Here is a 23,588-nt window from a genome sequence, read left to right as displayed (position 1 = left end):
TTAGGGTTTTGTTAAAGCAGTAAAGATAAAAATATCAGTGAATTTTGAAATTATTTTTTCATATTTTTCATATTTTTTCTGACTTACAAACAAATCATTGGTAGTCAGTTGTTTATAATTTCTTAAAGTACAATAATTTTTCAGGATTATGATATACTTTAGCTAACTACGATTATGAAATATATTATCAAAGTAAAGTTTAGATCCTTACGTGTATGCGATCATAAATAATTGCTACAGGATAGTAAAGATAACTACGATGTTTTTGGCATTACGCGTCTTTTGCTATCTTTGTGGTTCCATGAAAATAACAGAGCAGATCAAGCAGCCTATAGCACGGGAAATGGAACTTTTCGAGAAAAAGTTTCGCGATTCCATGTCTTCAAAAGTAGCGCTGCTTAACCGTATCACCTATTATATCGTAAACCGCAAGGGCAAGCAGATGCGCCCTATGTTCGTATTCCTTACTGCCAAAATGATTAGCGGCGGGACAGTTAACGAACGCACCTATCGCGGGGCAGCTGTTATTGAGCTGATACATACAGCTACCCTTGTGCACGATGATGTAGTTGACGACAGCAACAGGCGAAGGGGATTTTTCTCCATCAATGCACTCTGGAAAAACAAGATCGCTGTACTGGTTGGTGATTTCCTGCTTTCTAAGGGATTGCTGCTTTCTATAGACAATGGCGATTTCGACCTGCTTCGTATTATCTCTGTCGCTGTACGCGAAATGAGCGAAGGCGAATTATTGCAGATAGAAAAAGCACGAAGACTCGACATTACCGAAGACATCTATTATGAGATCATCCGTCAAAAAACAGCTACGCTCATCGCGGCTTGCTGTTCGCTTGGTGCCTGTTCTGTAGAGCCCGAAAGCGATCACACCGAGAAGATGCGGAAATTCGGCGAACTCATCGGAATGGCATTCCAGATTAAAGACGACCTGTTCGATTATACCGATGATGCCATTGGCAAACCTACCGGCATCGATATTAAAGAACAGAAAATGACCTTGCCGCTTATTTATACCCTCAATCACTGCACAAAGGAAGAAAAAAAGTGGCTTATTAATTCGGTCAAAAATCATAACAAAGATAAAAAGCGTGTAAAAGAAGTCATCGCTTTTGTAAAGCAAAAGAACGGGCTTGGTTATGCAGAAGAAAAAATGGCACAGTTTCGCGAAGAGGCGCTTCTAATCCTCGCCGATTATCCATCTTCGGTTTATAAGGACGCATTGATGCTTATGGTAAATTATGTCATCGAAAGAAAAATATAGCGGGCGTAGCTTCGGTTCATTATATTTTCCTTACCTGTACACCTTCACCTTTTTACAACACTAAGGAAAAAAACTATACATTACCTCAACAATACCGTTTTAGGCAGCATTTTCAGTTTCTTCTTCAACAAGGTAACTATCTGATTTCATCAAAGAATAGTTAGTTTTTTAGTCATATCAATAAAAATTTTGTCTGCGTATAGTATTTATGCTAACGATATAGCGTTTTTACACCAAGAATAGTGTTAAGTTTATCATAACAGTAACGGTCACCACACTATTGGAATAAACTTAATTGCCTCGAAGCTATACTCAGGGAGTTAGAAGAATAAATTGTAAGTTAGTAAAATGTAGTATCGGATAGTGGGGTTGATTGAACTGGAGGATGTAAAGTAGCAGAACTTTAAATATGATTAAATAAATTACCTGCGGGGATTACACTTGCAGCAATTATAAAAAATAGTTTTTTATTTGTTTAGTTAAAAAGGCTGCCCCCTGATTGGCAGCCTTTTTTTATGTAACGGCATACTGATACTGGCAAACAGGCGTTGTAAGTATACCTACCGCCTTACTATGAAACCTGTCTGTTACATGACCGCAATACTATGCCTTGTCTTTATGCAGGCCTACTGCCAGTTGGAGACAGCCGAGGATATACGGAAACTTGTGAACGACGTTGGTATCGAAAAAAGGGATTTTTACTATGAGATACCGTTCGAATATACAGGGGAGATCATAATTAAAGGCGGGGTAGGCGGAGAAACCTATGATTTTCTTTTTGATACGGGCGGCTATACCATGATCGATGCCGCGGTATTACAAAGAAATAATTTTACTGTTTTAGGAAAACAGCTCCTGAGCAGCACCAATGGGCTTGCCCGGGAAACCGATATTGTAAATACAGGAAACTTTACTGTGGGTGATTTGGTGTTTAACAATGTAAAGGCCTACTGCATCGAACTTGATAATTCGCCAAAGTTGCAATGTATGGTCGATGGCGGTATCATTGGTTCGGCTATTATCCAAAACTACATCTGGCAGATTGATTATCCCAACAGGAAAATAATTGTTACCGACAATATAGAGCGGCTTTCAGGAATGGAGGGCGCTGTAAGAATTCCGGTATACCTCAACAATAACCTCCAGCCGTATTTTATGTCGCGCATCAATGGCAGGTCGCAATGGCTGATGTTCGATACCGGATGCGCCTCGCCGCTATGGATAGGGGATAAGGATGCGGAAAACTTTATCGATATGGCTCTAGCCAAAACCAGGATCATTGGCGGTTCGGTAGAAACGCACCATGGTAAGGTAACCGACGGCATCAATGTCTTTAAAGCAGATTGCGTGATCAATGACCTCAGGTTTGACGCAACACCAGCCTATTACAGGGACGGCTCGGGGCTCACACTGTTTGGCAATCCTGTAATAAAGGACTATATCGTAACGCTCAATTTTGGCAATGGCGAAATGTACTTCAAACCCATAAAAGAAATACCTGTAGCAAAACAGTGGGACAGCTTTGGCTTCAGCCTCGAATATGCAGAAGGGTATTATAAGGTAGCAACCGTTATTGCCGGCACAACAGCAGAAAAATCCGGTCTTGCACCGGGCGATCGTGTTACTTCCATCAACGGCAAGAAAATCATATGCCCTGATTTCTGCGATTGCTGGCAGAAATTTTCACAATTGCTCGAAAGTGAGCAGGAAATTGCCCTCACTATCCTTAAAAATGGCAAGCCCCGCCAAATAAAAATTAAGAAGGAGAAAATATTTTAAATTTTTATTAAAACATATCTATTTGTTATTTAAATACTTATGTATTTTTATAAAAAATATTTTACTACCCGTGCAACCATTTCGCAATGCTGTTCGTCTATGCTAATAGAAGTCGGTTAGTAATTGAGAAATGAGAACAGCCTTCTGAACCAAAACAAACCAATACACGAATTTTGAAAGTAATTGCCTTACACCAGGAAGAGAGGGACATCATAAGCCTGGCAGCCGATAATAACCGGCATGCCCAGCAGAAGATCTACTCTAAGTATGCGCCCAAGATGCTGAGCATCTGCCGGCAGTATGTAAAGGACGTGCACCAGGCTGAAGACATCATGATAACGGCTTTTATGAAGGTATTTACCAACCTTAAGAATTTTGAGCACAAAGGCAGTTTTGAAGGATGGATACGGCGGATAATGGTAAACGAATGCATATCGTACCTGAGGGTGCAGAAGAAAGTAGGGTTTTTGGAAGATGAGTTTTATGTTGAGGACACGTTCAATAATATAGAGAGCCATTTTTCGGTAGAGGACATACAATCGCTGATAGACAGCCTGCCGGACGGATACAAAATGGTGTTTAACCTTTATGCGATTGAAGGGTTTAAGCACCAGGAAATAGCAAAGATGCTGGGGATAAATGAAGGGACATCAAAATCGCAACTGTCGCATGCAAGAAAGATGCTTCAGGAACAAATTAACAAGCAAAAGAATTACGTAAATGGAACCGAATAAATTAGAACAGGAATTCAAAAAAAAGCTGGAGCAAAGGACCATCGAGCCATCGCCAATGGCTTGGGACAGGCTGGATGCCATGCTCTCGGTAGGCGAAGAGAAGAAAAAGCCAAACAGGACATGGATGTATATGGCGGCAAGTTTTTTGGTATTCCTTATGGCAGGCGTGTTTTTGTTAAACCAGGAAAAAGAATCCGGTAGCGGTACTATAAATAAAGGCTCCGGGATTGTAAATGAAGAGCAGCCTGTTAAAAAAGAAAACGCAACAGGGCCACTCCGGACAGAAGAGCACAGTGCAACAGAAAACATCACTGCCCCGCAAAGAACCGAAAATGCAATAGCCACTACGCAAACAGTTCAAAAAAAGCCTTCCGGAAGCAGTTCATCGAAGAAACAAGATAGCAAAAGCACTCCAGGTAACATAAAAGAAAAGAGTAATGTTGCCCCGATAAATAGTGAAGGTCTTGCAGCTGTAACCAATCAGGGGATAAAAGAAATGATCAGTATGCCTAATCCTGATGAAGCAGATAAGCTTCTTGCCGCTTCGGGTGACGTTGCCCATAAAAAAAAGAAGTCTATAAAGGTAGATGCCAATTCGTTACTTTCCTCGGTAGAGGGCGAGCTTGATGAAAGCTTCCGGGACAAAGCCCTTCAGGGTGTAGTTAAAAACTTTAATGCAGTGAAATCTTCTGTAGCTAACAGAAACTATCAATAATCATCAATAACAAAACAGTAAATAATTAAAAACATGAAAACAATTACTTTTTATGTAGTGGCATTGCTATGCCTTTGCGCTACAAGGTTACATGCCCAAAGCTTTCAGGAAAGAGCAGGCGCTATCGCTACTAACATTGAGCAGATAACCAAACAGGAAAAAGATTCCCTTAAAGCTGAAGTGGAAGCAGTAAACACACAGCTTGAGAAAAACGAGATTACGAAAGCTGAGGCAGATGCCAAAAAACAGCAGTTTGCCGAACTTCGTGCCAAAAATATTGAAACCAGGGTTGCGGCAGAAGAAGAAAAACTAAGCCAGCTTGTAAAAGATAAAGTTGACGGGAAGATAAAAAATGACAGATTCCATATTTTTATCAACGGTTCTAAGGATACCACAAAGACGAAAGAGTACAGCTATAAAAGGACAACCTCGCAGTTCGTGTTCGCCTTTGGTGTAAACCGCCTTGTGACTGATGATAAAATAGACCAGGATAACTTCAAATGGCGGTCAGATTTTTATGAATGGGGAGTGAGCTGGAATACGAGGCTGCTGAAAAACAACAATCTGCTTCATGCTAAATACGGATTGTCACTGCAATACAACAACCTTCGCCCAGACAATAACAAAATGTTCGTAACGCAGGGAGGCAAAACATTCCTTCAGGATTCCGGCCTCAACCTTGATGTATCCCGCCTTCGTTATGTAAACCTGGTATTGCCGGTGCACCTGGAGTTCGACCTGACCAAAAAACAGGTTAACGGCGACAAGACCTATTTCCCTACACACAAGAGCGTTCGTCTGGGAATTGGAGGCTACACAGGATTTAATGTGAAGGAAAAACAAATACTTAAATATAATGAAAATGGCCATGATGTAAAAGTGAAGCAAAAAGGCGATTTCAATGTAAGTGACTTTGTTTACGGGGCAAGCGCTTACATTGGGTACGGTGAGATAAGCCTGTATGCTAAATACGATCTTCAGCCGGTATTTGCAAATAATGAAATTGATTCAAATAATTTGTCTCTTGGCATAAGATTTGATTTTAATTAAAAAGTTAAGTTAAGGGTTAGTTTTGTACTTGAAAAAGAGGATGCTCCTATAGGGGTGTCCTTTTTTGTGTTTAGTAACTTCTGCAAAGGCACATAAAGCTTGCAATGGTTTTACATTGGCTACTAATTATAATGGGCTTGTTTGCAAAACCATGTGCCTGACAGTTTTTCGAATAGCAGCTTTTATCCGATGTTAAAACGGTTGTCATGTTTATAACCAACAAACCGTCCAAGTGGCACCATAAAGGTATCCTGTGGAAAGACATATTCGTAAAGTAATAACCGTGGCACAAACCCTATACCTAACCAGTGATAAACGGTCAGCACGACGCAAACAGGCGAATAACCTGGAAACAATGCTATGATCATTGGAGGTTGTAGTCCTGAGTATAAAAAAAGCGACATCATTTGATGCCGCTTTTCATAAACCTTATGTTTGGAAGATTTTTTTTAGATCGTATTTTTACAGTATTGTTTCAAGGTAGCCTGAAAGCTGCTGAAGATCAGTAGCTTTTTCAAGGTCAAGCTTGTTTTTCTTGATGAAGTCCAAAACCTCTTTGCTTTTACCCGGTATAAGGTTGGCAACATCTTTTTTCCCAGATACAAATACAGTTTCGCCATCATTTATTTTTACATAAAATTCATCATCAGCTTTTTTGTAAGTGGCAGGTTTTGATGAAGAATAACTGTTGTCTGCAATTTTTCCCGGTTGCAGGTAAATCCTTTCCCTTTTGAAAATTTTCACCTTAGGTTTGTCGCTTATTACATTTAGGTAGCCTATGATTTCTTCACCATCTTCGGTTTTATATTGCTGCAGCGAATAAACCTCGCCGGTAGCAGACATTGTAATGTTTACATTAGGCTGTTTTGGCAAAGTCTGTGTTTTTCCTTCCTGCGGATTGTTAAGTTCAAAATAATCAGAATAAGCATTATAGCGAACAAGCAAAATCTGCTCATTTCCGGATACTTTTGCAGGCATATAGCGTTCATTGGTATACATCGATCCCACAGCTGACATCGGCTTCTCTGCTGATGTTATGATCTGCCCTCTTGCACCTCCTGTATTCAGCGGTGTCTGGTTTATTTGGGCATTCATAAGCAGTGGCGAAAAAGCCATAGCGATACCCGCGATTACATTAAATTTCTTCATGATTGATGTTATAAAAATTAAAGTGCCAAATATACTTTTTTTGTAAAGACATTGCTTACAATGTTGTATAAATTTACAAATAGTATGCCACAAGGTTTTTAAACGATGTATTTAACGGATTATTGCCGATAGGGCTATTTTTCTTTCTCTTGTTTTAAATGCACATCCCTTTGCGGATAAGGTATTGTTATACCTGCGTTTTCGAAGGCTTCTTTTATATTTTCATAAAAGTCAGATACCATTTTACCATGATTGGCACGTTCGGCCCATAAGGTTACCGACAGTTCTATCGAATTCTCTGCAAGTGCCTTTATTTCAATCCCGGGTGAAGGCTCTTTAAGGATCTTGGTATCCCGCTCAATTACGCCGAATATCGCCTCCTTTACCATTTTCAGGTCGCTTTCATAGCCTACGCTCAATATGATCTCGGCACGTCGAAGCGGTTCCTGCGAGAAGTTTTTGATGGTCCCGTTAGATAATGCCCCATTCGGCATATAGATGACCTGGTTGTTCGATGTGATTACCCTGGTGCTGAATATCTGGATGCTGTTTACAGTACCCGCCTGGCCCTGCGCCTCAATATAGTCACCTACGCGGAAGGGCTTAAACAGTATAATGAGCAATCCGCCTGCAAAATTCGATAACGAGCCCTGCAATGCCAGTCCGATGGCAATCCCCGCAGCGCCCAGGGCAGCCATGAACGAGGTGGTTTTTACACCAAGCTGCTCGATTACAGTAACGAAAAGCAGCACCCGGAATACCCATGTAAACACATCGAGTACAAATTTCAAAAGGGTAGGATCGAGATCCCTTTTTGTCATAAGGTTTTTAACGATCCTGCGGAAAAGCTTTATGATAAGTATCCCGATAACAAGTACAACTATAGCCGAAATAAGGCTTGGCGCGTAGTCGACCATGTTAGTTATGAACCGGTTTATATAAGTGTCGATATTCTCGATGGCAAACAAGGGCTTCATAGTGATTTTAATTCTTTTAAAGTATCCTGCAATGACGATTGAGGCAGGTTGCATGCGTTATTTCGGCAAACATAAAACATTAAATTGTCTTTGGCAAAGCGGTTTTCAAGGAAAGGCACCACCGATTCTTCCACACAGCCTGCAATGATGACATGGGGCAGGTAATGGCTATTAATCTCTTTAATAGCTTCAGCTGCACTCTCCCCGCAAACTGCCAATTCCCTGTTTTGTGCCGAAAGTTCCAGCCACAGGTTAAGCCAGTTTGAAAATGCCGACGGATAATCCAACCCCGGTACTATACGGTAAAGCATCTGCAAGGCAATTCGTTCATAATAAGTATTATGGAACAGCAGGCTCAGTTTGTAAAGCACATTCCCCATCACTGAGTTGGATGCCGGGATTACATTGTCTTCCGTTTCGTAATGCGGCGCGATAAGCTGCTCCTCTTTTTTGGATGTATAGGCAAAGAATTGCAGCTTTTCATCGTAAAAATTTTCGAGGCAGTAGTCGGTAAGCTGCTTGGCATAAAACAGCCATTTTTCTTCCAGGGTAGCTTCATACAGTGTTATAAAACCATCAGCAGTATGGGCATAATCTTCCAGAAAACCCTTAATCTTCGCTGTGCCATTTTTGTAGGTGCGCCACAAATGGCCGTCGCTGTGCCACATTTTTCCGGAAATAAACACCGCGTTATTGCGGGCGGCAGTAAGGTATTCCTCATCTCCAAGGGCTTTGTAAGCATCGGCATAGCCTTTCAGCATCACAGCGTTCCACGAAGTTAGGATTTTATCATCAAGTCGTGGTTTGGCGCGGTGCTCGCGGGCTTCGTATAGCAATTTTCCCCATTCGCTTTTTTTCTCCCTTAGTGCATCAGTAGTAATCCCGGCCCTTGTTGCCTGCGCTTCCGGGGTTTCATTTTGTATGAGTACAAATTTTCCATCCTCCCAATACCCATATTCATTAATATTATAGACGCTTGCAAACAGGTCAAATTCTTCTTCGAGCAAATCCTTCAGTTCCTGCTTTTCCCAAGCATAAAAGGCGCCTTCTTCCAGATGGCCGTGCAGGTCGGTACTATCCGCATCCAGTGCGCTGTAAAACGCGCCGTTCTCATCAGTCAGCTCGCTTTTTATAAAGAAAAGTGTCTTTTCAATCACCTCCTTATACAGCGGGTTTTTAGTCCGTTTGTACGCTTCGGCATAGAGGCTCATTAGCTGGCCGTTGTCATACAGCATTTTCTCAAAATGCGGGACGTGCCATTTCATATCAACCGAATAGCGAGAAAAACCACCGCCAATTGTATCAAACAATCCGCCCCAGGCCATCCGTGTAAGCGTAACGTCTGTATACTCCAAAATATCCTGCGACCTGGTTTGGTAGCCATAACGTTGCAGGAATAGGTAGTTGTTGGGTAACATGAATTTGGGTGCTCGTGCATAACCCCCAAACTCATGATCAAAGCTCTTCGCCCATTTTTCAACTAAGGGCTTTATGTTAGCGGGATCCGGTATCTCTCCTTCATCATTGGGCATAACCAGTCCCGTATGCTGTATGCCTTCCATTAGCTTTTCGGCATAATCGGCCATTTTTTCGGGTTCAGAAGCATAAATATCCTGAAGTTGGTTCAGCGCATCCATCCAGTTATTTTTCCTGAAATAAGTGCCGCCCCATACCGGCCTGCCATCAGGAAGCAATACGGCGTTCATGGGCCAGCCGCCCTGCCCGGTCATGAGCTGTACCGCTTTCATATACGTTGCATCCACATCGGGGCGTTCTTCTCGGTCCACTTTTATCGAAACAAAATGGCGGTTCATCACTTTGGCCACTTCTTCATCTTCAAAGCTCTCATGCTCCATTACATGGCACCAATGACACGCAGAATAGCCGATACTCACAATAATGAGTTTGTTTTCTTCCTGTGCTTTAGCGAGCGAGCGATGGTTCCATGCCTTCCAATGGATGGGATTGTTGGCATGCTGGAGCAGATATGGGCTGGTTTCGAGATTCAGTTCGTTCATGGCTTATTTCTATGCTGTAAATTTACTGAAAGACGCAGGGGTGGACAAGCCATTTATGAAAATTGGCTTATCAGGTGTACATGAAAAGTAGTCTCGTTATAATATGAGTTTTATTTTCTCACAAAAGGTTATGTAAACCAGTACGTTAAAGTATAAATAGCAGGCTTAAACGATATGTTATTAAAACCTGAGACAAAAACCCCAGGTTTTAATAGTTCTATACGTGTTATTTCTTGCTTCTTACAGCCACCAGTTTATTACTGGTATCCATGTAATAATACACATTAAATATCGTGTCCTTATCCCGGAGCTTGTAAGCGTGTACGGCGTAGTATTTTTTGTCCTTATCCTTCGGCAATGCGGCTTCAAGGCTGTCCATTGCTTTTAATGCTTCTTCAGCTCTGTCCATATTGCCTGCATCCATGGCGTATTCCCCTATTTTAAGGTATTTCTCATTAAGTGCCATATGCACCTCCTTGGCGTATGCGTCGTGAACGGAATAAGTGTATGAATCTACCTCTTCTTGCGATTTACCGTAGCTCTTTATTAATTCGGCTTTAAGGGGTTCAACCAGTTCAGAGTTGTTCGAGCAGGCTACCATCCCGATAGCGCTTAATAATAGAATTGTTTTTTTCATGGCGTATAAAAATTTATATTTATGTTATTAGACGGTGTAAATATACAAAAGAAAATAATATAAAAGATTATTTTCTTAAAAATGTTTGAAAATTTTCATCTTTAACTTTGTTGGTGTATTTACATATATAGGTTTAACTTGATTTTTCCCAATTTAATAATAATCCTTCGCGACATCCCGTTGGATATTAATTACATAAAATAATGCCTGTACATCATTTAAGGAAAGGTCAAAATCTTTGTATTCCGGGCTGTCATTTAGCGAATGGCAGCTAATAATACCTTTCTCTACATCATGGCCGGTAATTTCTTTCAATAAAGGAAATTTCGATTCGGTTGTGTATATCACCCAAAACCTGAAATCTTTAAAACGTATCAGGCTTGTCCAGTGCTGCCTTTGCAGTTCCCGGGTGGCTACAATATAATTTTGCGGTATGGCGTCGCTGGTCCCGTCATCCATACTGTCTCCCTTTACCCTGAAGGCAAGGTAACGCCCTTTTGCGGGCCGGTCTACAATAATGCCATGTTGCGACATTCCCTTTAGCAGCTCAATGTCCTGGTAGTTATCCAGGAATCCTGCCTGTATTTTGTGCTCGGCCAGTGGCATTGTCATGTAGTACTGGCCATTCGGTAATCTTGTAAAATGATTGGCATTCTTATTTTTAGTAAACTGCAATTCATAGGAATCTACAACATGAATATCTCTTTCGGAAGAAACTTCTGGTTCTTTAGTTTTTAACGAGAAATATTTCCGTATCATTTCTTGTTTTCCCTTCGGAATCGTAGCTCCGTTTTCCCAGCTGCTGATTGTTCTAACCGTCACTCCAAGCTCTGAAGCAAGAAAATCCTGAGTTATACCTGCAAGTTCACGGCTTTCTTTAATGTTTATATCGTTCATAATCAATATTTTAAATATCAATACGAAAAAAATATACTCAATAGTAGAAAATTTTCGTGTAAATATTTTTTATGTAGAAATATTTCTTGTAAATTTGCTACATCAATCAAGTGTAACAATAATTCATTACAAAGATATGGAAATTCAATTGCTAAAAGTTAATGAAAAGTTAAAAATTTCAGGTATGACTTCAGCGGAACTTCTACAGGCAATAGCCAATCTTACACGGCAGAATACTAACGGCAGGTATGATGACAGGATATCGGCGTACAGCCAGGCTCTGGAGCATCGTCAAAACGCAGCTATGGTAAATGCTGTTTACAAATCTGCTCCCGAAGAAATGACTGCTATTATGCTTTTTAATAAGGACAGGCGATTCACAATAACAGAATAATTATGAAACAAGGATTTACAATAGCGCACAGGAACATAGGTGCTTTTAAAAAGCCCTTTGTGATATTGGTGTCGAATTACCCGGCAGATAATGAAGTAATCAACTGGGCCAGTGCACACGAAGGCGACAGGACAAGGAGCGATGTGGGCATTTGGCGGATAAAGCAGAAAAGCCATGCTCACGCTGCTTAAACACGATAAGGCACTGCTTCCCGCTAAAGGGCTTTTTGACAGGAGACCCTTTGTGAAAGTGATTTTTATAGACAGCAAAACTGCACACGTAATAACCCTAAGCAATAATTAAGATGGAACACATTTTCGAATTTACCTACGGCATCCTCTGCCTTACCGGTGCGGCAGCCATGTTTGCCTGCTACCACTACTTTATGCAGCGACGGATAACAGGTTCGCTTGCCATAAAACACAACAGCGAACTCATGATGGCCCTGTGCCTATTCATGGCAGTAGCCATTGCGGTACTTGTCACGACACCCTATTTCTTCAGATTAAGGTATTGATGTAATATTTAAGACCTCATCCGTATCCGGCAAGAGTGTAGCTGCCCCCTCTCCTTGGGAGAGGGGCCGGGGGTGAGGCCAAATCCGCGTTCCTTTTATAATCATTGAAACTAAAAACTAAAACTCAAATATCATGGAAGAAAAACTAAAAAATCTGGAACAAATCGTAAAAGAAACATCTAACTGCGAGCACCGCATTTCCTTCGATGGCACAGAATGGAGGATATATATTGTAGCCTCGCAAACCATTTTCCGCGGTTCACTCGAAGAGGTAGTCAATTGCACTACCGAAGAATTTTTAAGCTACCGCGAAGTTTCAAAACAGGGAGAACATTCAAATAATTATAAATACGCGTACTGATGAACTACAAAATCAAAGGCATAGTTACGGCTATCGGCGAAGTAAAAACCACCAAATTAGGCACAGCGGTACAGCAGATACATTTTGAGCAGGAAGAAAGCGGAAAGATTTTCTACCCCTCGGCGCTTGGCACCAAAATAGCCCTTCTCAACGACATACTCCCCGGCGATGTAGCCGAACTCGAATTCCACATTTCAGGCTCAAAAGGTACATATAACAACGTAGTCATCGATACACTGGTCAGGGTTTAACACACTAGTAAAACAAACACCTTAATTTATCATTATTAAGGTAAGCCAGTTTCAGTTAAGTAGTCCATACTAATATCATTAAGCGGAATCCCGCCCTACGTTAATTACAAATTTATCAATCGGTAACTGTATTTTCATGGGCTATCCGCACTCCATTATTATTTACGCGTCACACCTCAATGGCATCGGCGGCATCGAAACATTTGTAGTCAACTTCTGCAAAAGGATGGCTCTGCACGCGGCAATCACATTTGCGTATGATACCTGTGATGCTAAAACTCGTAACGCTATCTCGGCTTACGCCAAATGCCACAAGCTTGGCGCAAAAGTGCTGCATGCAGATACCCTTATCCTGGCAACGGCATGGGGCAAAAGCCCGGGTAGGCGCATTGTAGCCGCTACACAGATCCAGATGATCCACGCCGACTACGTGGCCTGTATAACTGACTGGGATTTCAAATACAAAAAAGATTCGGCCACAACCCACCATGTCGCCGTCAGTAACCACGTGGCCCGCCAGTTCGAAATCGCAACACCCTATAAAATAGACAAATTGATTTACAACCTGCTATGATGCAAATAACAAATTCCAAAATTCAAATCTCAAAAGGAAGTACTGTTCAATCCGGCAAGAGTGTAGCTGCCCCTCTCTTTGGGAGAGGGGGTTGGGGGTGAGGATAAAACCACAAGAATAATCAATCCCTTGAAACGTTTGGCCCTATTTCTTTTAGAGAAGGGGCAATGTCAGCAAGAGTGCAGCTGCCCCACTCTCCTTGGGAGAGGGCTGGTGGTGAGGACTGTAAGAGTAAGCACCCTCAATCGGCACATCACGCTCGCTGTCTTTGAAGAGGGTTGGGGAGAGGAATATTAGCACGAGTTTAGCTCACTCCCCTCTCCTTTGGAGAGGGGCCGGGGGTGAGGCCAAACCACACCCACTCGGCACATCTCAATCGCTCTCCTTCAGAAAGGGTTGGAGAGTACTTGAATTAATGCAATCCACACCTAAATTATAAACATGATACGACTCGTAACAATATCCCGCATCTCCCGCGAAAAAGGGTTTGAACGCATGCTCCAAGTGGAAAAGCTGTTGCTGGCTTCCGGAATCCCTTTTACGTGGGACTGTTTCGGCAATACGTCCACAGCCTATGCCCGTCAGGTAATCCCGCTGTTCCAAACGATAAAATTCAGGGGAGTGACCCATGAACCTCTCGAAGTGGTAAAACGCTATGACTACCTCATACAGCTCAGCGATACTGAGGGCTTCCCGTATTCGGTTTACGAAGCCATGCAGCAAAAAGTCCCCGTGATTGCTACGGATTTTCCAAGCATCCACGAAATGATCATCGACGGAGAAAACGGCTACATCCTCAATATGGACCTGAGCAATTTTGATAGTAACAAACTTCAGTCTGTACCTGTAATTGATTCCTTCACGGAAAAAAGCACAGAAAAAGACTGGCTAAATTTTTTAAATATGGCAAATAAAAAAGCAGTGCCGGTAAAGGCTAAGAAAAGTATAGTCACTATAAAAGTAGCCCGCAGGTACCACGACACGCTTCTGGGTAAAGTGCTGGAAGCAGGGCATGAGTTTAAAGTAACGCCGGGAAGGGCCACAGTGCTCGAACAGGCAAAAGTAGCAACAACGATATGATAGAGCAACTCGCATTAAGGCACGACACTTGGATAAGGATGGCTCGCGGCATCTGCAGGGATGCCTATGTGGCCGACGATCTTGTGAGCGAGATGTACCTCAAGCTGCACGATCTCGCCGAACGCCGCAACAATGCCGCCTTCAACGACCCTTACGTTTACCACACGATGAAGCACATCTATCTTAATAATTTTATTAAGGAAAAAGAAAAATTTGCCGACCTGAATGAAAATTCTACTTTCATAGATAACGAGGAAGAACCTCCGAAATATGCCAACCTCGAAATCCCCGACTGCATCACCTGGGTAGAAAAGCAGATATTACTGTTGCGGCAGGAAATAAGTGGGCGGGAGATAGAACGGCAGTACCACATCAATTTCCAAAAAGTACACAGGATAGAGAAGAAAGCAAAAGAAAAGCTCGAGCAATGGGCAAGAACCTTCATACCGGCGCAGGCAGCGTTATAAGCCGCCTACCTGCTTACCATCTAACGTAAAGACTTAATGCTTGGCGTCACACACACACACAATTCTTTGATATGATAACGCAATACTATCCGGCATGAGTGTAGCTGCCCCCTCTCCTTGGGAGAGGGGGTTGGGGGTGAGGCCAAACGGTAAGAGTAATCACATCCCCTCTTCCATATAACTTTTTGGAGAGGGCTGGGGAGAGGACTAAACAGCAGGAGTGCAGCTCTCCTCACCACGAGTGTAGCTGCCCCTCCTTGGGAGAGGGGTTGGGGGTGAGGCCAAAACCGCAATAGTAATCACATACCCTCGTCCATATCGCTCTTTTGGACATGGTCGGGGAGAGGACTAAACAGCAGAAGTGTAGCTCTCCCCACCACGAGTGTAGCTGCCCCCTCTCCTTGGGAGAGGGGGTTGGGGGTGAGGACTATAATCATTAGCTAGAAAAAAAACAATAACAATCAAGATAATATATATGCTTGCAAGAAGCGAAAGGCCGTCGCTTTTTAGCAATCCATTTTCCTGCTATTCGCTATATCCCCGCAGAAAAAGCGGGGGATACCGCTTCTATCAGGGCTAGAGTAAAAACTTTCCGCTTACTTTCAAAGGCTTGATTCAATTGCTGTCAGTAAGAGGCGCACGAGTGTAGCTCACTCCCCTCTCTTTTGGAGAGGGTCTGGAAGTGAGGTCAAACCACAAAAGTAATCACACCCTCTCGGCACGTCCCATCTCCCTCTCCTTTGGAGAGGGCCGGGGAGAGGACTAAACAGCAGGAGTGTAGCTCTCCCCACCACGAGTGTAGCTCACTCCCCTCTCCTTGGGAGAGGGGCTGGGGGTGAGGCCAAAATGGTAAGAGTAATCACATTCCCTCTTCCATATAACTCTTTGGAGAGGGCCGGGGAGAGGACTAAGCATGAGTGGAGCTGCCCCTCTCCTTTGGAGAGGGCGGGTGAGAGGTGAGGCCAAATTAATCCACACCAAACATTATAAATTCAAAAAACGCAAACAAATGGGCAAAAACATCCGCGGAGCCGGCGACGTAGTAGCGGCAATCACAAAATTTGCAGGCATAGAGCCCTGCGAAGCATGCAAAAAGAGGCAGGAAAAGTGGAACCGGATCTTCCCTAACCGTATCAGGAAAAACATACGGGAAATGACCGAAGAAGAAATCGCAGGCTGGAAAGCATTCCAGGAAGTCCGCACGCTCAGGCTTTCAGTCGAACAGCGCACATATGTGTGCGGTATCTACGCCGGCGTATTCAATGTTCCCTATTACGAACCCTGCGCCACCTGCGACCCATTACCCTACCTCCGCATGATAGAAAAAATGGACAGCCTAATAAAAACCTATGATCCTGAATAGTTCACTCAAAGCGGCATCCCGATACTGGAGACCAATGCTTTGCGTCTCCCAGACCTATAGTTCTAAAGGCAAGGCCGCTCATCCGGGCACGAGTGTAGCTCACTCCCCTCTCCAAAGGAGAGGGGCTGGGGGTGAGGCCAAACCATAACATTAATCACGTCCTCTCAGCACGTCCCTGCTCCCTCTCCAAAGGAGAGGGCCGGGGAGAGGACTAAACAGCAGGAGTGTAGCTCTCAACACCACGAGTGTAGCTGCCCCATCTCTTTTGGAGAGGGGCTGGGGGTGAGGTCAAACCACAACAGTAATCACGATCTCTCGGCACATCTCGCCCCCCTCTCCTTGGGAGAGGGGCCGGGGGTGAGGACCTACACAACCCGCAACCCAAAACCTGTAACCTTATGAAAAACCCCAAAACCCTCACCATAAAACAGGAAAATTTCTGCCGGGCATACCTACGCCTTGGCAATAAGTCCGCAGCCTATCGCGAAGCCTATAATGTCTACGACAAGCCCATTGTTGCGCCAAGTGCAACTAGGATAAGTAGTAATCCCTTGGTCATGGCACGCATAAAAGAATTACAGCAGGAAGCACAGGTCCGCAACAACATCACCCTCGACGAACTGCTGCAAAACCTAGCCGCAATGGTACGCTTCGACATAGCCGACCTCTACGACGAAAACGGCTCCCTTATCGCCCTCAAAGACATGCCGCTGGAAACCCGCCAAATGATACAGCAACTCGACGTAAGCGAAGTATATGGCCGCAATAGCGAAGGAGTGCGCGATGTAGTTGGCGCCGTAAAAAAAATAAAAACCTACAGCAGGACAGATGCCATAGAAAAACTCATGAAACACCTGGGTGGCTACGAGAAAGACAACCAGCAATCCAAACCCATCCAGAACATCGTATTCCTTAACCTCGGCGATGGCGAACCGGAATAATTTTCAGTCGCAGATTCACCTGCAACCCAAAAAATAGACACAAATGCTTGCATCTTATTTGCAACCAATCCAGCATGAGTGTAGCTGCTCCCCTCTTTTGGAGAGGGGCTAGGGGTGATGCCAAAACACCGCAAGTGTAGCTCACTCCGGGGATGAGGCCCAACCACAATAGTAATCACTTCCACTCGGCACATCCCGTCACCCTCTCCTTCGGAAAGGGCCGGGGAGAGGACTGCTAGCATGAGTGCAGCTCCCTCCCCACTCTTTTGGAGAGGGGCTAGGGGGTGATGCCAAAACCACAATAATAACACGCTTTTTCGGCACGTCCCGCCCCCCTCTCCTTTGGAGAGGGTTGGGGAGAGGATTAATAAGCCCAAATGTAGCTCACTCCCCTCTCCTTTGGAGAGGATCTGGGGGTGAGGTTTACCAAAGTAAAAATCCGCCCAAATCAGCGTCATCCGCGTTCCCTTTTTCAAATCATGATCAAAAATGAAACTCCTTCAAAAGCAAAAAAACGCCATCTACTACCTCAAAGACAACAGCACCGAAGAAGTCCTCTACGGCGGTGCAGCAGGTGGTGGGAAAAGCAAGCTCGGCTGCCTGTGGCTGATCGAGATGTGCCAGAAATACCCCGGCACCCGCTGGCTGATGGGGCGCTCTAAGCTGAAGAGCCTTCGCGAAACCACGCTCAATACCTTCCTGGAAACCGTAGCTGAGCTCGGGTTGGCCAACCAATTCCGCTACAATGCCCAGGAGCACATATTCTATTGGAACAACGGCAGCCAGATAATGCTAAAAGACCTGTACCTGTACCCCAGCGACCCCAACTTCGACAGCCTCGGGTCCCTCGAGATCACCGGTGCCTTTGTCGATGAGTGCAACCAGGTTAGCTATAATGCATGGCAGGTCGTAAAGTCGCGCATCAGGTACAAGCTCACAAAATACGGACTTATCCCAAAAATGCTCGGCACCTGCAACCCTGCAAAGAACTGGACGTACAAAGAATTCTACAAGCCTTCTCGCGACAAAACCCTGCCTCTCTACAGGCGTTTTGTCCAGTCATTGCCCGCCGATAATCCGTTCCTCCCCAAAAGCACCCTGATATCAATGCTGCGTTTCGACAAAGTAAAAAAGGAACGCCTCTATTTCGGCAACTGGGAATACGACGACGACCCTGCAACACTAATTGATACCGACAGTATAGCCGATTACTTCAACCCCTCTCATCTGAAACCTGAAGGACTCAAATTCATGACCATCGATGTGGCCCGCAAAGGAAAGGATAAGACCGTGTTCCGTGTGTGGCATGGCTGGCTGTGCATCCACAGGGAAGCGATGGACATATCCGCCATCAACGAAATAGTCGACCGGGCAAAAGCACTTCAAAAGAACCATGCTATCCCGCTAAGCAACATCATTGCAGATGAAGATGGGGTAGGCGGCGGCGTGATCGACTACCTGCGTTGCAAAGGTTTCGTAAACAACTCGAAACCTATAGAAATAAAGGACGGTTCCACCTACATGGTGCCAAATTTTGACAACCTCAAGAGCCAGTGCTCCATAAAAATGGCCGAAAAAATAGCCAGACGCCAGGCAGGCGAGATATGTACCGATGCCACAGTCATCGAAATAACCTCCGAAGAAATGGAACAGGTCAAGCTAAAGGATATCGACAAAGACGGAAAGCAGGGCATCGTTCCTAAAGACCGCATCAAAGAACTCATCGGCCGCTCCCCGGACGAATGGGACAGCATCATGATGCGCTACTGGTTCGAACTCAAAAAACCCGGCAAACTCGATGTGAGGTTTGTCAGTAAATGGTGATGTTTGAGAACACACACACGCTGTATACTTTACACTTCCCCTCTCCTTTGAAAAATGGTTGTTGAGTTAGGCCAACAGTAGGAGTGAACAACGCACTCTTGGCACGTCTCGCTCCCTCTCCTTTGGAGAGGGTTGGGGAGAGGATTAACCTAATCACGTGTAGCTGCTCCCCTCTCCTTTGGAGAGGGGCTGGGGGTGATGCCTATAAGAGCGAAGAACTGACCCACCTATTATCAGAAGCGAAAGGCCGTCGCTATTTAGCCGTCCATATTCCTGCTATCCGCTATATCCCCGCCGAAAAAGCGGGGGATACCACTCCTATCAAGGCTAATAAGTAAACTTTAGTAATACTTGCTACTATCCGGCATGAGTGTAGCTGCTCCCCCTCTCCTTGGGAGAGGGGGCCGGGGGTGAGGTTGAAACAAAAGAGTGAACAACGCACTCTTGGCACGTCTCGCTCCCTCTCCTTTGGAGAGGGTCGGGGAGAGGATTAACCTAATCACGAGTGTAGCTGCTCCCCTCTCCTTGGGAGAGGGGCTGGGGGTGAGGACTAATTAGCATAAGGGTGAGGACAAAAACCACACTCCTTTTATCAAACCTGAAACAAAACAATCACCTCCCCATTACTACAATATGGAAATCATACTACCCGAAAATATCAGCGAGATAACTCTCGGAAAGTTCATCAAATACGATGAGCTGTTGCAGCGCGATTTGGACACGCAGAACTTCAACAGGCGAAAAATTTCCCTGTTTACAGGAATCCCCTTTAAAGACACAGCGCACCTAAGGCAGGCAGATTATGACAGGCTACTTTTCAAAATTGATGCGGCCCTCAATACCGACGCAGAATTCACCGACCGCTTTACCATGCACGGTATTGAATTTGGTTTTATCCCCGACTTCGATAAGATCACTATTGGCGAATTCGCCGACCTTTCGCAACACGGCCTGAGTTCCGAAACCCTCCATAGGCTCATGGCCGTACTCTTCCGTCCCGTAATCAAAACCATTGGTAGCAGCTATGTTATTATGCCTTATGACGGTACCGAAGAATATGCCGAAATGATGAAGGACATGCCACTGAATGCCGTCAATGGTGCGCTGGTTTTTTTTTACAGTTTAGCGAGCGAATTACAGGCAGCTACCCAGAAGTATTTGACGGAGGAACTACTGAGGGAAAATCCGCTTCCGAATTTTTCAAGGACTTCGGCTGGTATCCGACGATTAAAAAGCTGGCTAAGAACAATATTCTTAAAATCCCGAGGATCGAAAAATTAGGCCTTCACCAATGCCTCGTGTTCCTGGCCTGCGAAATGGTGGAAAACAAAGTGAAGGCGGCCATACGAAAAGGAAATAACACCCAAACATCTTATTTATAATGAACGGATACAGCCAGCTCTTAAGGTACATAAAGCAAATAGCACAGCCACTTGTAAACACTATTACACAAGGCGATTTTGATAAGGTTGATATTAGCAGGAAGAATATTTTTCCGCTGTTGCATGTCGCCATCGGAAACGCCTCCTTTCCCAGCGATGGTGTAGTAAAGTTCAGTGTGCAGATGGGCTGCTTCGATATCCGGGACAGCAACAGGGAGGTTAGCGATGATAAGTATTATGACAATGATAATGAGATCGATAACCTCAATGCAACACTTGCCGTACTCAATCGTGTATGGCTGCTGATGCTAAGAGATTTTGAAGAGCTCAACATATCAGCCAGCGAGTCGCCCAGCCTCGAGATCTGTACCGAATATGAGCAAAACCTGCTTGACGGCTGGATCATGACTTTCGAAGTAGAAACCCCAAATGATATAATAAACCTATGCCAATAAAGGATCTCCTGGAAACTTTGGGTAAAACCGTACAGAAAAATTCCAAAGAAAGGCTTGCTGCACTGGGAAGGTCGGACTCTGGAAAACTTGGGAACAGCATCAAATACGAGCTCAAATCCAGCAAAGATAAGTATAAGCTTACCATCTCTTCATTAGGATATGGAGCCTACATCGACCAGGGAGTACAGGGTAAAACTAGCAGTTTAAGGGCTCCTCAAAGTCCCTTTCATTTTGGAAGCGGAAAAGGCAAAAAAGGCGCACTCACGGCAGCGATCAACATTTGGGTCAAAAGAAAGAGAATCCGTTTTAAGAACGAAAAAACAGGAAAGTTCCTCACCTACAAACAAACCGCATTTCTCATTACCAGATCGGTCTATAACAAAGGAATTAGGGCATCGCATTTTTTAACAAAGCCTTTTGAAGACGAATTTTTTAAGCTGCCGAAGCTACTGGTAAAAGAATACGTACCCGAGATGCTTGAAGAGATAAGAAAAGCCCTGAAACAATAATGTATACCGCATCACTTGCAGAAGCTTAGACAGTAATGTCTAAATACAAATTCGAATTGTAAGACAGGAGTGTAGCCCCCCTCTCCTTCGGAGAGGGGTTGGGGGTGAGGTCAAAAACATAAAGTAAGCACACCCTATCGGCACGTCCCGGCTCCCTCTCCTTTGGAGAGGGTTGGGGGAGAGGACTATCTAAACTGAGTATAGCTCACTCCCCCTCTATCATCGTTATAAGGAACGTCGAAGTAACCTTAGAGTATTAACGAGACGACTATTCAGCATGAGTGTAGCTGCCCCCTCTCCGAAGGAGAGGGGGCTAGGGGTGAGGTCAAAAACATAAAGTAGCACACCCTATCGGCACGTTCCGGCTCCCTCTCCTTTGGAGAGGGTTGGGGGAGAGGACTATCTAAACTGAGTATAGCTCACTCCCCCTCTATCATCGTTATAAGGAACGTCGAAGTAACCTGAGAGTATTGACGAGACGACTATTCAGCCTGAGTGTAGCTGCCCCCTCTCTTTGGGAGAGGGGGTTGGGGGTGAGGATTAACAATTATGATGAGGACTATAAAAAACAAAAATAATGAGCATCAAAACATTATCTCCGCATTACATAAGCGTACCGCTAACCAGTCCATTAACAGGAGTTGTATGCAGCAGCTATGAAGTACGCATTTATATTTGGGATGGCAGCAAAACCGCTGTCCCGGCTGAAGCTGTCTATATAATGACAAAAATCAATGCATCAGGGGCATCAGGCAGCGACAAAATAAATATTTCGCGCATTGTAAATGATTTTATCGAATTTGATTGTACGCAGGAAACCTCAACCGTGCTGGTTGATGGCAATAACCAGGTATGGGTGAAATACGAATGTTACTATGAGGACTTGCCAACAGTGCCTGCTTTACAGGAAGTCAATCTTGCCCTTAAGGGATATGGTTATTTTCTTGAAGGCGAAAACCCGCAATTGCCCGAAAATAAGATACTGCTCACAGGCGATGAGTTCAAAGTAAGCAGGGACGGTTATTTTGTTTTGCCCATAATGGTAGACGAACCGCCGGTACCCGAAAGGACGCTTACGATAAATAGTTTTTTAAGGACAACAGGTGTTAAGTACGGCCTTACGGCAGCAGCCAATTTCCCATATACCGAGATATTTGTATCTGTAAGGCCGGTTGGTAGCACTACTTGGACACCGGTAGCGCATTCTGGCAGCAGCTATATAGTGCCTTCAGAAATAGCCTCAGGCCTGTTCGAAGTAAGGGCAGGAGCATTCGACCCTGTAACATCAACCATCATCTATTCTGCCGTTTATACCATTACTGCCATTAGGATTTACAAGATCGAACCCTACAGCAGTGGGCACGCTACAAGGATCTTTTACAATTTGAACATAAACGCTGCAGCAGTTGACCTCGAGATATATGATGGCAACTGGGATGTATGGCCCTATGATGCCAACAGCCCAAGGGATTTTTCATGGACTCCCACCGGAAATCAGAAAATAAGGATGAAGGTAAACGGCAACTATTCAAATGAGGTGTCACTAACCATACCATTATCCGCAACCATTAATATCCCATAGAAATGAATATAACCGTAATATCATATCCGCTAAACCAGATAAATTATACTATCGAAGCTCAAAGGAGCTACTATTCAAATAAGATGGTAAAATACCTTTGGGTCAATATCGCCGAAGCCGTATCTGACGAATTTGTAGAAATCACATATAATGGTGTGGTAAAAACCCTCCTTATAACCGACGAATGCCGCTATACGCCCATAGATGTTGCATTCCAGAATAAGGAAGGCGCTATTCAGCTGTTCACGTTCTTCAAGGCAAAAAAAGACACCATCAGTATTACAAGCGAAAACTTTGAGAGCAACAGGCCTATAGGCAGCCACCAGTTCATAAAATATAATGTAAACGCCAAAACCAAATTCACAGTCAATAGCGGCTTCATAACCGAAGACAAGAACGAAGCGATCAGGCAATTGCTGCTCTCAGAAAGAGTATGGATGCTTTCCGGTGGAATAACCGTCCCATTAAATGTAAGTACCTCCAGCCAGGAATTCAAGAACCGGCAAAACGACCGCCTCATAAATTACGCCATAGAGTTTGAGCACGCCTATAACGAAAACAATAACGTATAGCCGGGATTAAATTCCAAAAAAGCAAATCACAAATTCCATACACGAAGAATCCGCAACATTTACTCCCAAAGAGTGAATGCT

The 23,588-nt window shown here is 44.1% G+C and carries 26 protein-coding genes; 21 read left to right on the top strand and 5 right to left on the bottom strand.

Going from position 1 to position 23,588, the window contains the following annotated elements:
• Positions 1-301 precede the first annotated feature (301 nt).
• The 5 genes from AAEO56_RS04745 (at position 302) to AAEO56_RS04725 (ending at position 5,557) form a co-directional block, all read left to right on the top strand.
• Positions 302-1,279, top strand: coding sequence for a polyprenyl synthetase family protein (locus tag AAEO56_RS04745; RefSeq protein ID WP_341695878.1), 978 nt, complete (start codon positions 302-304; stop codon positions 1,277-1,279).
• Positions 1,280-1,870: 591 nt separating this feature from the next.
• Complete coding sequence (locus AAEO56_RS04740) at positions 1,871-3,058, top strand: aspartyl protease family protein (RefSeq protein ID WP_341695877.1); 1,188 nt, start codon at positions 1,871-1,873, stop codon at positions 3,056-3,058.
• Positions 3,059-3,231: 173 nt separating this feature from the next.
• Positions 3,232-3,792 carry an RNA polymerase sigma factor gene (locus AAEO56_RS04735; RefSeq protein WP_341695876.1) on the top strand — a complete coding sequence of 187 codons (561 nt, stop codon included), beginning with the start codon at positions 3,232-3,234 and terminating at the stop codon, positions 3,790-3,792.
• Positions 3,779-4,507 (top strand): hypothetical protein, encoded by a 729-nt coding sequence (locus tag AAEO56_RS04730; RefSeq protein WP_341695875.1) that lies wholly within the window; start codon positions 3,779-3,781, stop codon positions 4,505-4,507. Before AAEO56_RS04735 ends, AAEO56_RS04730 begins: the two co-directional genes overlap by 14 nt.
• Before the next feature lie 33 nt (positions 4,508-4,540).
• On the top strand, positions 4,541-5,557 hold the full coding sequence (locus AAEO56_RS04725) for a coiled-coil domain-containing protein (protein WP_341695874.1): 1,017 nt from the start codon (positions 4,541-4,543) through the stop codon (positions 5,555-5,557).
• A 462-nt stretch (positions 5,558-6,019) separates the two neighbouring features.
• On the opposite strand, the gene AAEO56_RS04720 is transcribed toward AAEO56_RS04725, so the two are convergent.
• From AAEO56_RS04720 to AAEO56_RS04700, 5 genes are all read right to left on the bottom strand, one after another.
• Complete coding sequence (locus tag AAEO56_RS04720) at positions 6,020-6,706, bottom strand: hypothetical protein (RefSeq protein ID WP_341695873.1); 687 nt, start codon at positions 6,704-6,706, stop codon at positions 6,020-6,022.
• A 134-nt stretch (positions 6,707-6,840) separates the two neighbouring features.
• Positions 6,841-7,683: a mechanosensitive ion channel family protein gene (locus AAEO56_RS04715; protein WP_341695872.1), complete on the bottom strand. Its 843-nt coding sequence runs from the start codon at positions 7,681-7,683 to the stop codon at positions 6,841-6,843.
• Entirely contained in the window at positions 7,680-9,701 is a 2,022-nt protein-coding gene (locus AAEO56_RS04710) for a thioredoxin domain-containing protein (protein ID WP_341695871.1), read from the bottom strand. Before AAEO56_RS04710 ends, AAEO56_RS04715 begins: the two co-directional genes overlap by 4 nt.
• Positions 9,702-9,927: 226 nt before the next feature.
• Positions 9,928-10,338, bottom strand: a complete 411-nt coding sequence (locus AAEO56_RS04705) for a hypothetical protein (RefSeq protein ID WP_341695870.1) — start codon at positions 10,336-10,338, stop codon at positions 9,928-9,930.
• A gap of 153 nt (positions 10,339-10,491) precedes the next feature.
• A complete protein-coding gene (locus tag AAEO56_RS04700) occupies positions 10,492-11,235 on the bottom strand; it encodes a helix-turn-helix transcriptional regulator (RefSeq protein ID WP_341695869.1) in 744 nt (247 codons plus the stop codon).
• 184 nt (positions 11,236-11,419) lie between these two features.
• Between AAEO56_RS04700 and AAEO56_RS04695 the strand changes: the two genes are divergently transcribed.
• The 16 genes from AAEO56_RS04695 (at position 11,420) to AAEO56_RS04620 (ending at position 23,507) form a co-directional block, all read left to right on the top strand.
• The gene (locus AAEO56_RS04695; RefSeq protein ID WP_341695868.1) at positions 11,420-11,629 is read left to right on the top strand and encodes a hypothetical protein; all 210 of its coding nucleotides are present in this window, start codon (positions 11,420-11,422) and stop codon (positions 11,627-11,629) included.
• A gap of 2 nt (positions 11,630-11,631) precedes the next feature.
• A complete protein-coding gene (locus AAEO56_RS04690; RefSeq protein WP_341695867.1) occupies positions 11,632-11,820 on the top strand; it encodes a hypothetical protein in 189 nt (62 codons plus the stop codon).
• 113 nt (positions 11,821-11,933) lie between these two features.
• Entirely contained in the window at positions 11,934-12,146 is a 213-nt protein-coding gene (locus tag AAEO56_RS04685) for a hypothetical protein (protein WP_341695866.1), read from the top strand.
• A 133-nt stretch (positions 12,147-12,279) separates the two neighbouring features.
• On the top strand, positions 12,280-12,507 hold the full coding sequence (locus AAEO56_RS04680; protein ID WP_341695865.1) for a hypothetical protein: 228 nt from the start codon (positions 12,280-12,282) through the stop codon (positions 12,505-12,507).
• The gene (locus AAEO56_RS04675; RefSeq protein ID WP_341695864.1) at positions 12,507-12,758 is read left to right on the top strand and encodes a hypothetical protein; all 252 of its coding nucleotides are present in this window, start codon (positions 12,507-12,509) and stop codon (positions 12,756-12,758) included. Before AAEO56_RS04680 ends, AAEO56_RS04675 begins: the two co-directional genes overlap by 1 nt.
• Before the next feature lie 136 nt (positions 12,759-12,894).
• Positions 12,895-13,332, top strand: coding sequence for a hypothetical protein (locus AAEO56_RS04670; protein ID WP_341695863.1), 438 nt, complete (start codon positions 12,895-12,897; stop codon positions 13,330-13,332).
• A gap of 441 nt (positions 13,333-13,773) precedes the next feature.
• Complete coding sequence (locus AAEO56_RS04665; RefSeq protein ID WP_341695862.1) at positions 13,774-14,412, top strand: glycosyltransferase; 639 nt, start codon at positions 13,774-13,776, stop codon at positions 14,410-14,412.
• Positions 14,409-14,879: a sigma-70 RNA polymerase sigma factor region 4 domain-containing protein gene (locus AAEO56_RS04660; protein ID WP_341695861.1), complete on the top strand. Its 471-nt coding sequence runs from the start codon at positions 14,409-14,411 to the stop codon at positions 14,877-14,879. Before AAEO56_RS04665 ends, AAEO56_RS04660 begins: the two co-directional genes overlap by 4 nt.
• A gap of 1,009 nt (positions 14,880-15,888) precedes the next feature.
• Positions 15,889-16,242 (top strand): hypothetical protein, encoded by a 354-nt coding sequence (locus AAEO56_RS04655; protein WP_341695860.1) that lies wholly within the window; start codon positions 15,889-15,891, stop codon positions 16,240-16,242.
• Between the two features lie 398 nt (positions 16,243-16,640).
• Positions 16,641-17,183 (top strand): terminase small subunit, encoded by a 543-nt coding sequence (locus AAEO56_RS04650; protein ID WP_341695859.1) that lies wholly within the window; start codon positions 16,641-16,643, stop codon positions 17,181-17,183.
• A gap of 489 nt (positions 17,184-17,672) precedes the next feature.
• Positions 17,673-19,007 (top strand): phage terminase large subunit, encoded by a 1,335-nt coding sequence (locus AAEO56_RS04645; protein WP_341695858.1) that lies wholly within the window; start codon positions 17,673-17,675, stop codon positions 19,005-19,007.
• 633 nt (positions 19,008-19,640) lie between these two features.
• Positions 19,641-20,288, top strand: coding sequence for a hypothetical protein (locus AAEO56_RS04640; protein WP_341695857.1), 648 nt, complete (start codon positions 19,641-19,643; stop codon positions 20,286-20,288).
• A gap of 100 nt (positions 20,289-20,388) precedes the next feature.
• A complete protein-coding gene (locus AAEO56_RS04635) occupies positions 20,389-20,844 on the top strand; it encodes a hypothetical protein (protein WP_341695856.1) in 456 nt (151 codons plus the stop codon).
• Positions 20,835-21,353 carry a hypothetical protein gene (locus AAEO56_RS04630; RefSeq protein WP_341695855.1) on the top strand — a complete coding sequence of 173 codons (519 nt, stop codon included), beginning with the start codon at positions 20,835-20,837 and terminating at the stop codon, positions 21,351-21,353. The genes AAEO56_RS04635 and AAEO56_RS04630 overlap by 10 nt, the downstream gene beginning before the upstream one ends.
• A gap of 577 nt (positions 21,354-21,930) precedes the next feature.
• Complete coding sequence (locus AAEO56_RS04625; protein WP_341695854.1) at positions 21,931-22,935, top strand: hypothetical protein; 1,005 nt, start codon at positions 21,931-21,933, stop codon at positions 22,933-22,935.
• A gap of 2 nt (positions 22,936-22,937) precedes the next feature.
• A complete protein-coding gene (locus AAEO56_RS04620; RefSeq protein WP_341695853.1) occupies positions 22,938-23,507 on the top strand; it encodes a hypothetical protein in 570 nt (189 codons plus the stop codon).
• Positions 23,508-23,588 lie beyond the last annotated feature (81 nt).

It is taken from the genome of Flavobacterium arundinis (assembly GCF_038289855.1).
GTDB lineage: Bacteria > Bacteroidota > Bacteroidia > Flavobacteriales > Flavobacteriaceae > Flavobacterium > Flavobacterium arundinis.
The sequence above is the reverse complement of the archived record's forward strand: the minus strand, read 5'-3'. Positions and strand labels throughout refer to the sequence as shown.

Coding starts and splice junctions, on each gene's coding strand:
- AAEO56_RS04745 (WP_341695878.1), top strand. CDS start 302: ATGAAAATAACAGAGCAGATCAAGCAGCCTATAGCACGGGAAATGGAA.
- AAEO56_RS04740 (WP_341695877.1), top strand. CDS start 1,871: ATGACCGCAATACTATGCCTTGTCTTTATGCAGGCCTACTGCCAGTTG.
- AAEO56_RS04730 (WP_341695875.1), top strand. CDS start 3,779: ATGGAACCGAATAAATTAGAACAGGAATTCAAAAAAAAGCTGGAGCAA.
- AAEO56_RS04725 (WP_341695874.1), top strand. CDS start 4,541: ATGAAAACAATTACTTTTTATGTAGTGGCATTGCTATGCCTTTGCGCT.
- AAEO56_RS04720 (WP_341695873.1), bottom strand. CDS start 6,706: ATGAAGAAATTTAATGTAATCGCGGGTATCGCTATGGCTTTTTCGCCA.
- AAEO56_RS04715 (WP_341695872.1), bottom strand. CDS start 7,683: ATGAAGCCCTTGTTTGCCATCGAGAATATCGACACTTATATAAACCGG.
- AAEO56_RS04710 (WP_341695871.1), bottom strand. CDS start 9,701: ATGAACGAACTGAATCTCGAAACCAGCCCATATCTGCTCCAGCATGCC.
- AAEO56_RS04705 (WP_341695870.1), bottom strand. CDS start 10,338: ATGAAAAAAACAATTCTATTATTAAGCGCTATCGGGATGGTAGCCTGC.
- AAEO56_RS04700 (WP_341695869.1), bottom strand. CDS start 11,235: ATGAACGATATAAACATTAAAGAAAGCCGTGAACTTGCAGGTATAACT.
- AAEO56_RS04695 (WP_341695868.1), top strand. CDS start 11,420: ATGACTTCAGCGGAACTTCTACAGGCAATAGCCAATCTTACACGGCAG.
- AAEO56_RS04690 (WP_341695867.1), top strand. CDS start 11,632: ATGAAACAAGGATTTACAATAGCGCACAGGAACATAGGTGCTTTTAAA.
- AAEO56_RS04685 (WP_341695866.1), top strand. CDS start 11,934: ATGGAACACATTTTCGAATTTACCTACGGCATCCTCTGCCTTACCGGT.
- AAEO56_RS04680 (WP_341695865.1), top strand. CDS start 12,280: ATGGAAGAAAAACTAAAAAATCTGGAACAAATCGTAAAAGAAACATCT.
- AAEO56_RS04675 (WP_341695864.1), top strand. CDS start 12,507: ATGAACTACAAAATCAAAGGCATAGTTACGGCTATCGGCGAAGTAAAA.
- AAEO56_RS04670 (WP_341695863.1), top strand. CDS start 12,895: ATGGGCTATCCGCACTCCATTATTATTTACGCGTCACACCTCAATGGC.
- AAEO56_RS04665 (WP_341695862.1), top strand. CDS start 13,774: ATGATACGACTCGTAACAATATCCCGCATCTCCCGCGAAAAAGGGTTT.
- AAEO56_RS04660 (WP_341695861.1), top strand. CDS start 14,409: ATGATAGAGCAACTCGCATTAAGGCACGACACTTGGATAAGGATGGCT.
- AAEO56_RS04655 (WP_341695860.1), top strand. CDS start 15,889: ATGGGCAAAAACATCCGCGGAGCCGGCGACGTAGTAGCGGCAATCACA.
- AAEO56_RS04650 (WP_341695859.1), top strand. CDS start 16,641: ATGAAAAACCCCAAAACCCTCACCATAAAACAGGAAAATTTCTGCCGG.
- AAEO56_RS04645 (WP_341695858.1), top strand. CDS start 17,673: ATGAAACTCCTTCAAAAGCAAAAAAACGCCATCTACTACCTCAAAGAC.
- AAEO56_RS04640 (WP_341695857.1), top strand. CDS start 19,641: ATGGAAATCATACTACCCGAAAATATCAGCGAGATAACTCTCGGAAAG.
- AAEO56_RS04635 (WP_341695856.1), top strand. CDS start 20,389: ATGAACGGATACAGCCAGCTCTTAAGGTACATAAAGCAAATAGCACAG.
- AAEO56_RS04630 (WP_341695855.1), top strand. CDS start 20,835: ATGCCAATAAAGGATCTCCTGGAAACTTTGGGTAAAACCGTACAGAAA.
- AAEO56_RS04625 (WP_341695854.1), top strand. CDS start 21,931: ATGAGCATCAAAACATTATCTCCGCATTACATAAGCGTACCGCTAACC.
- AAEO56_RS04620 (WP_341695853.1), top strand. CDS start 22,938: ATGAATATAACCGTAATATCATATCCGCTAAACCAGATAAATTATACT.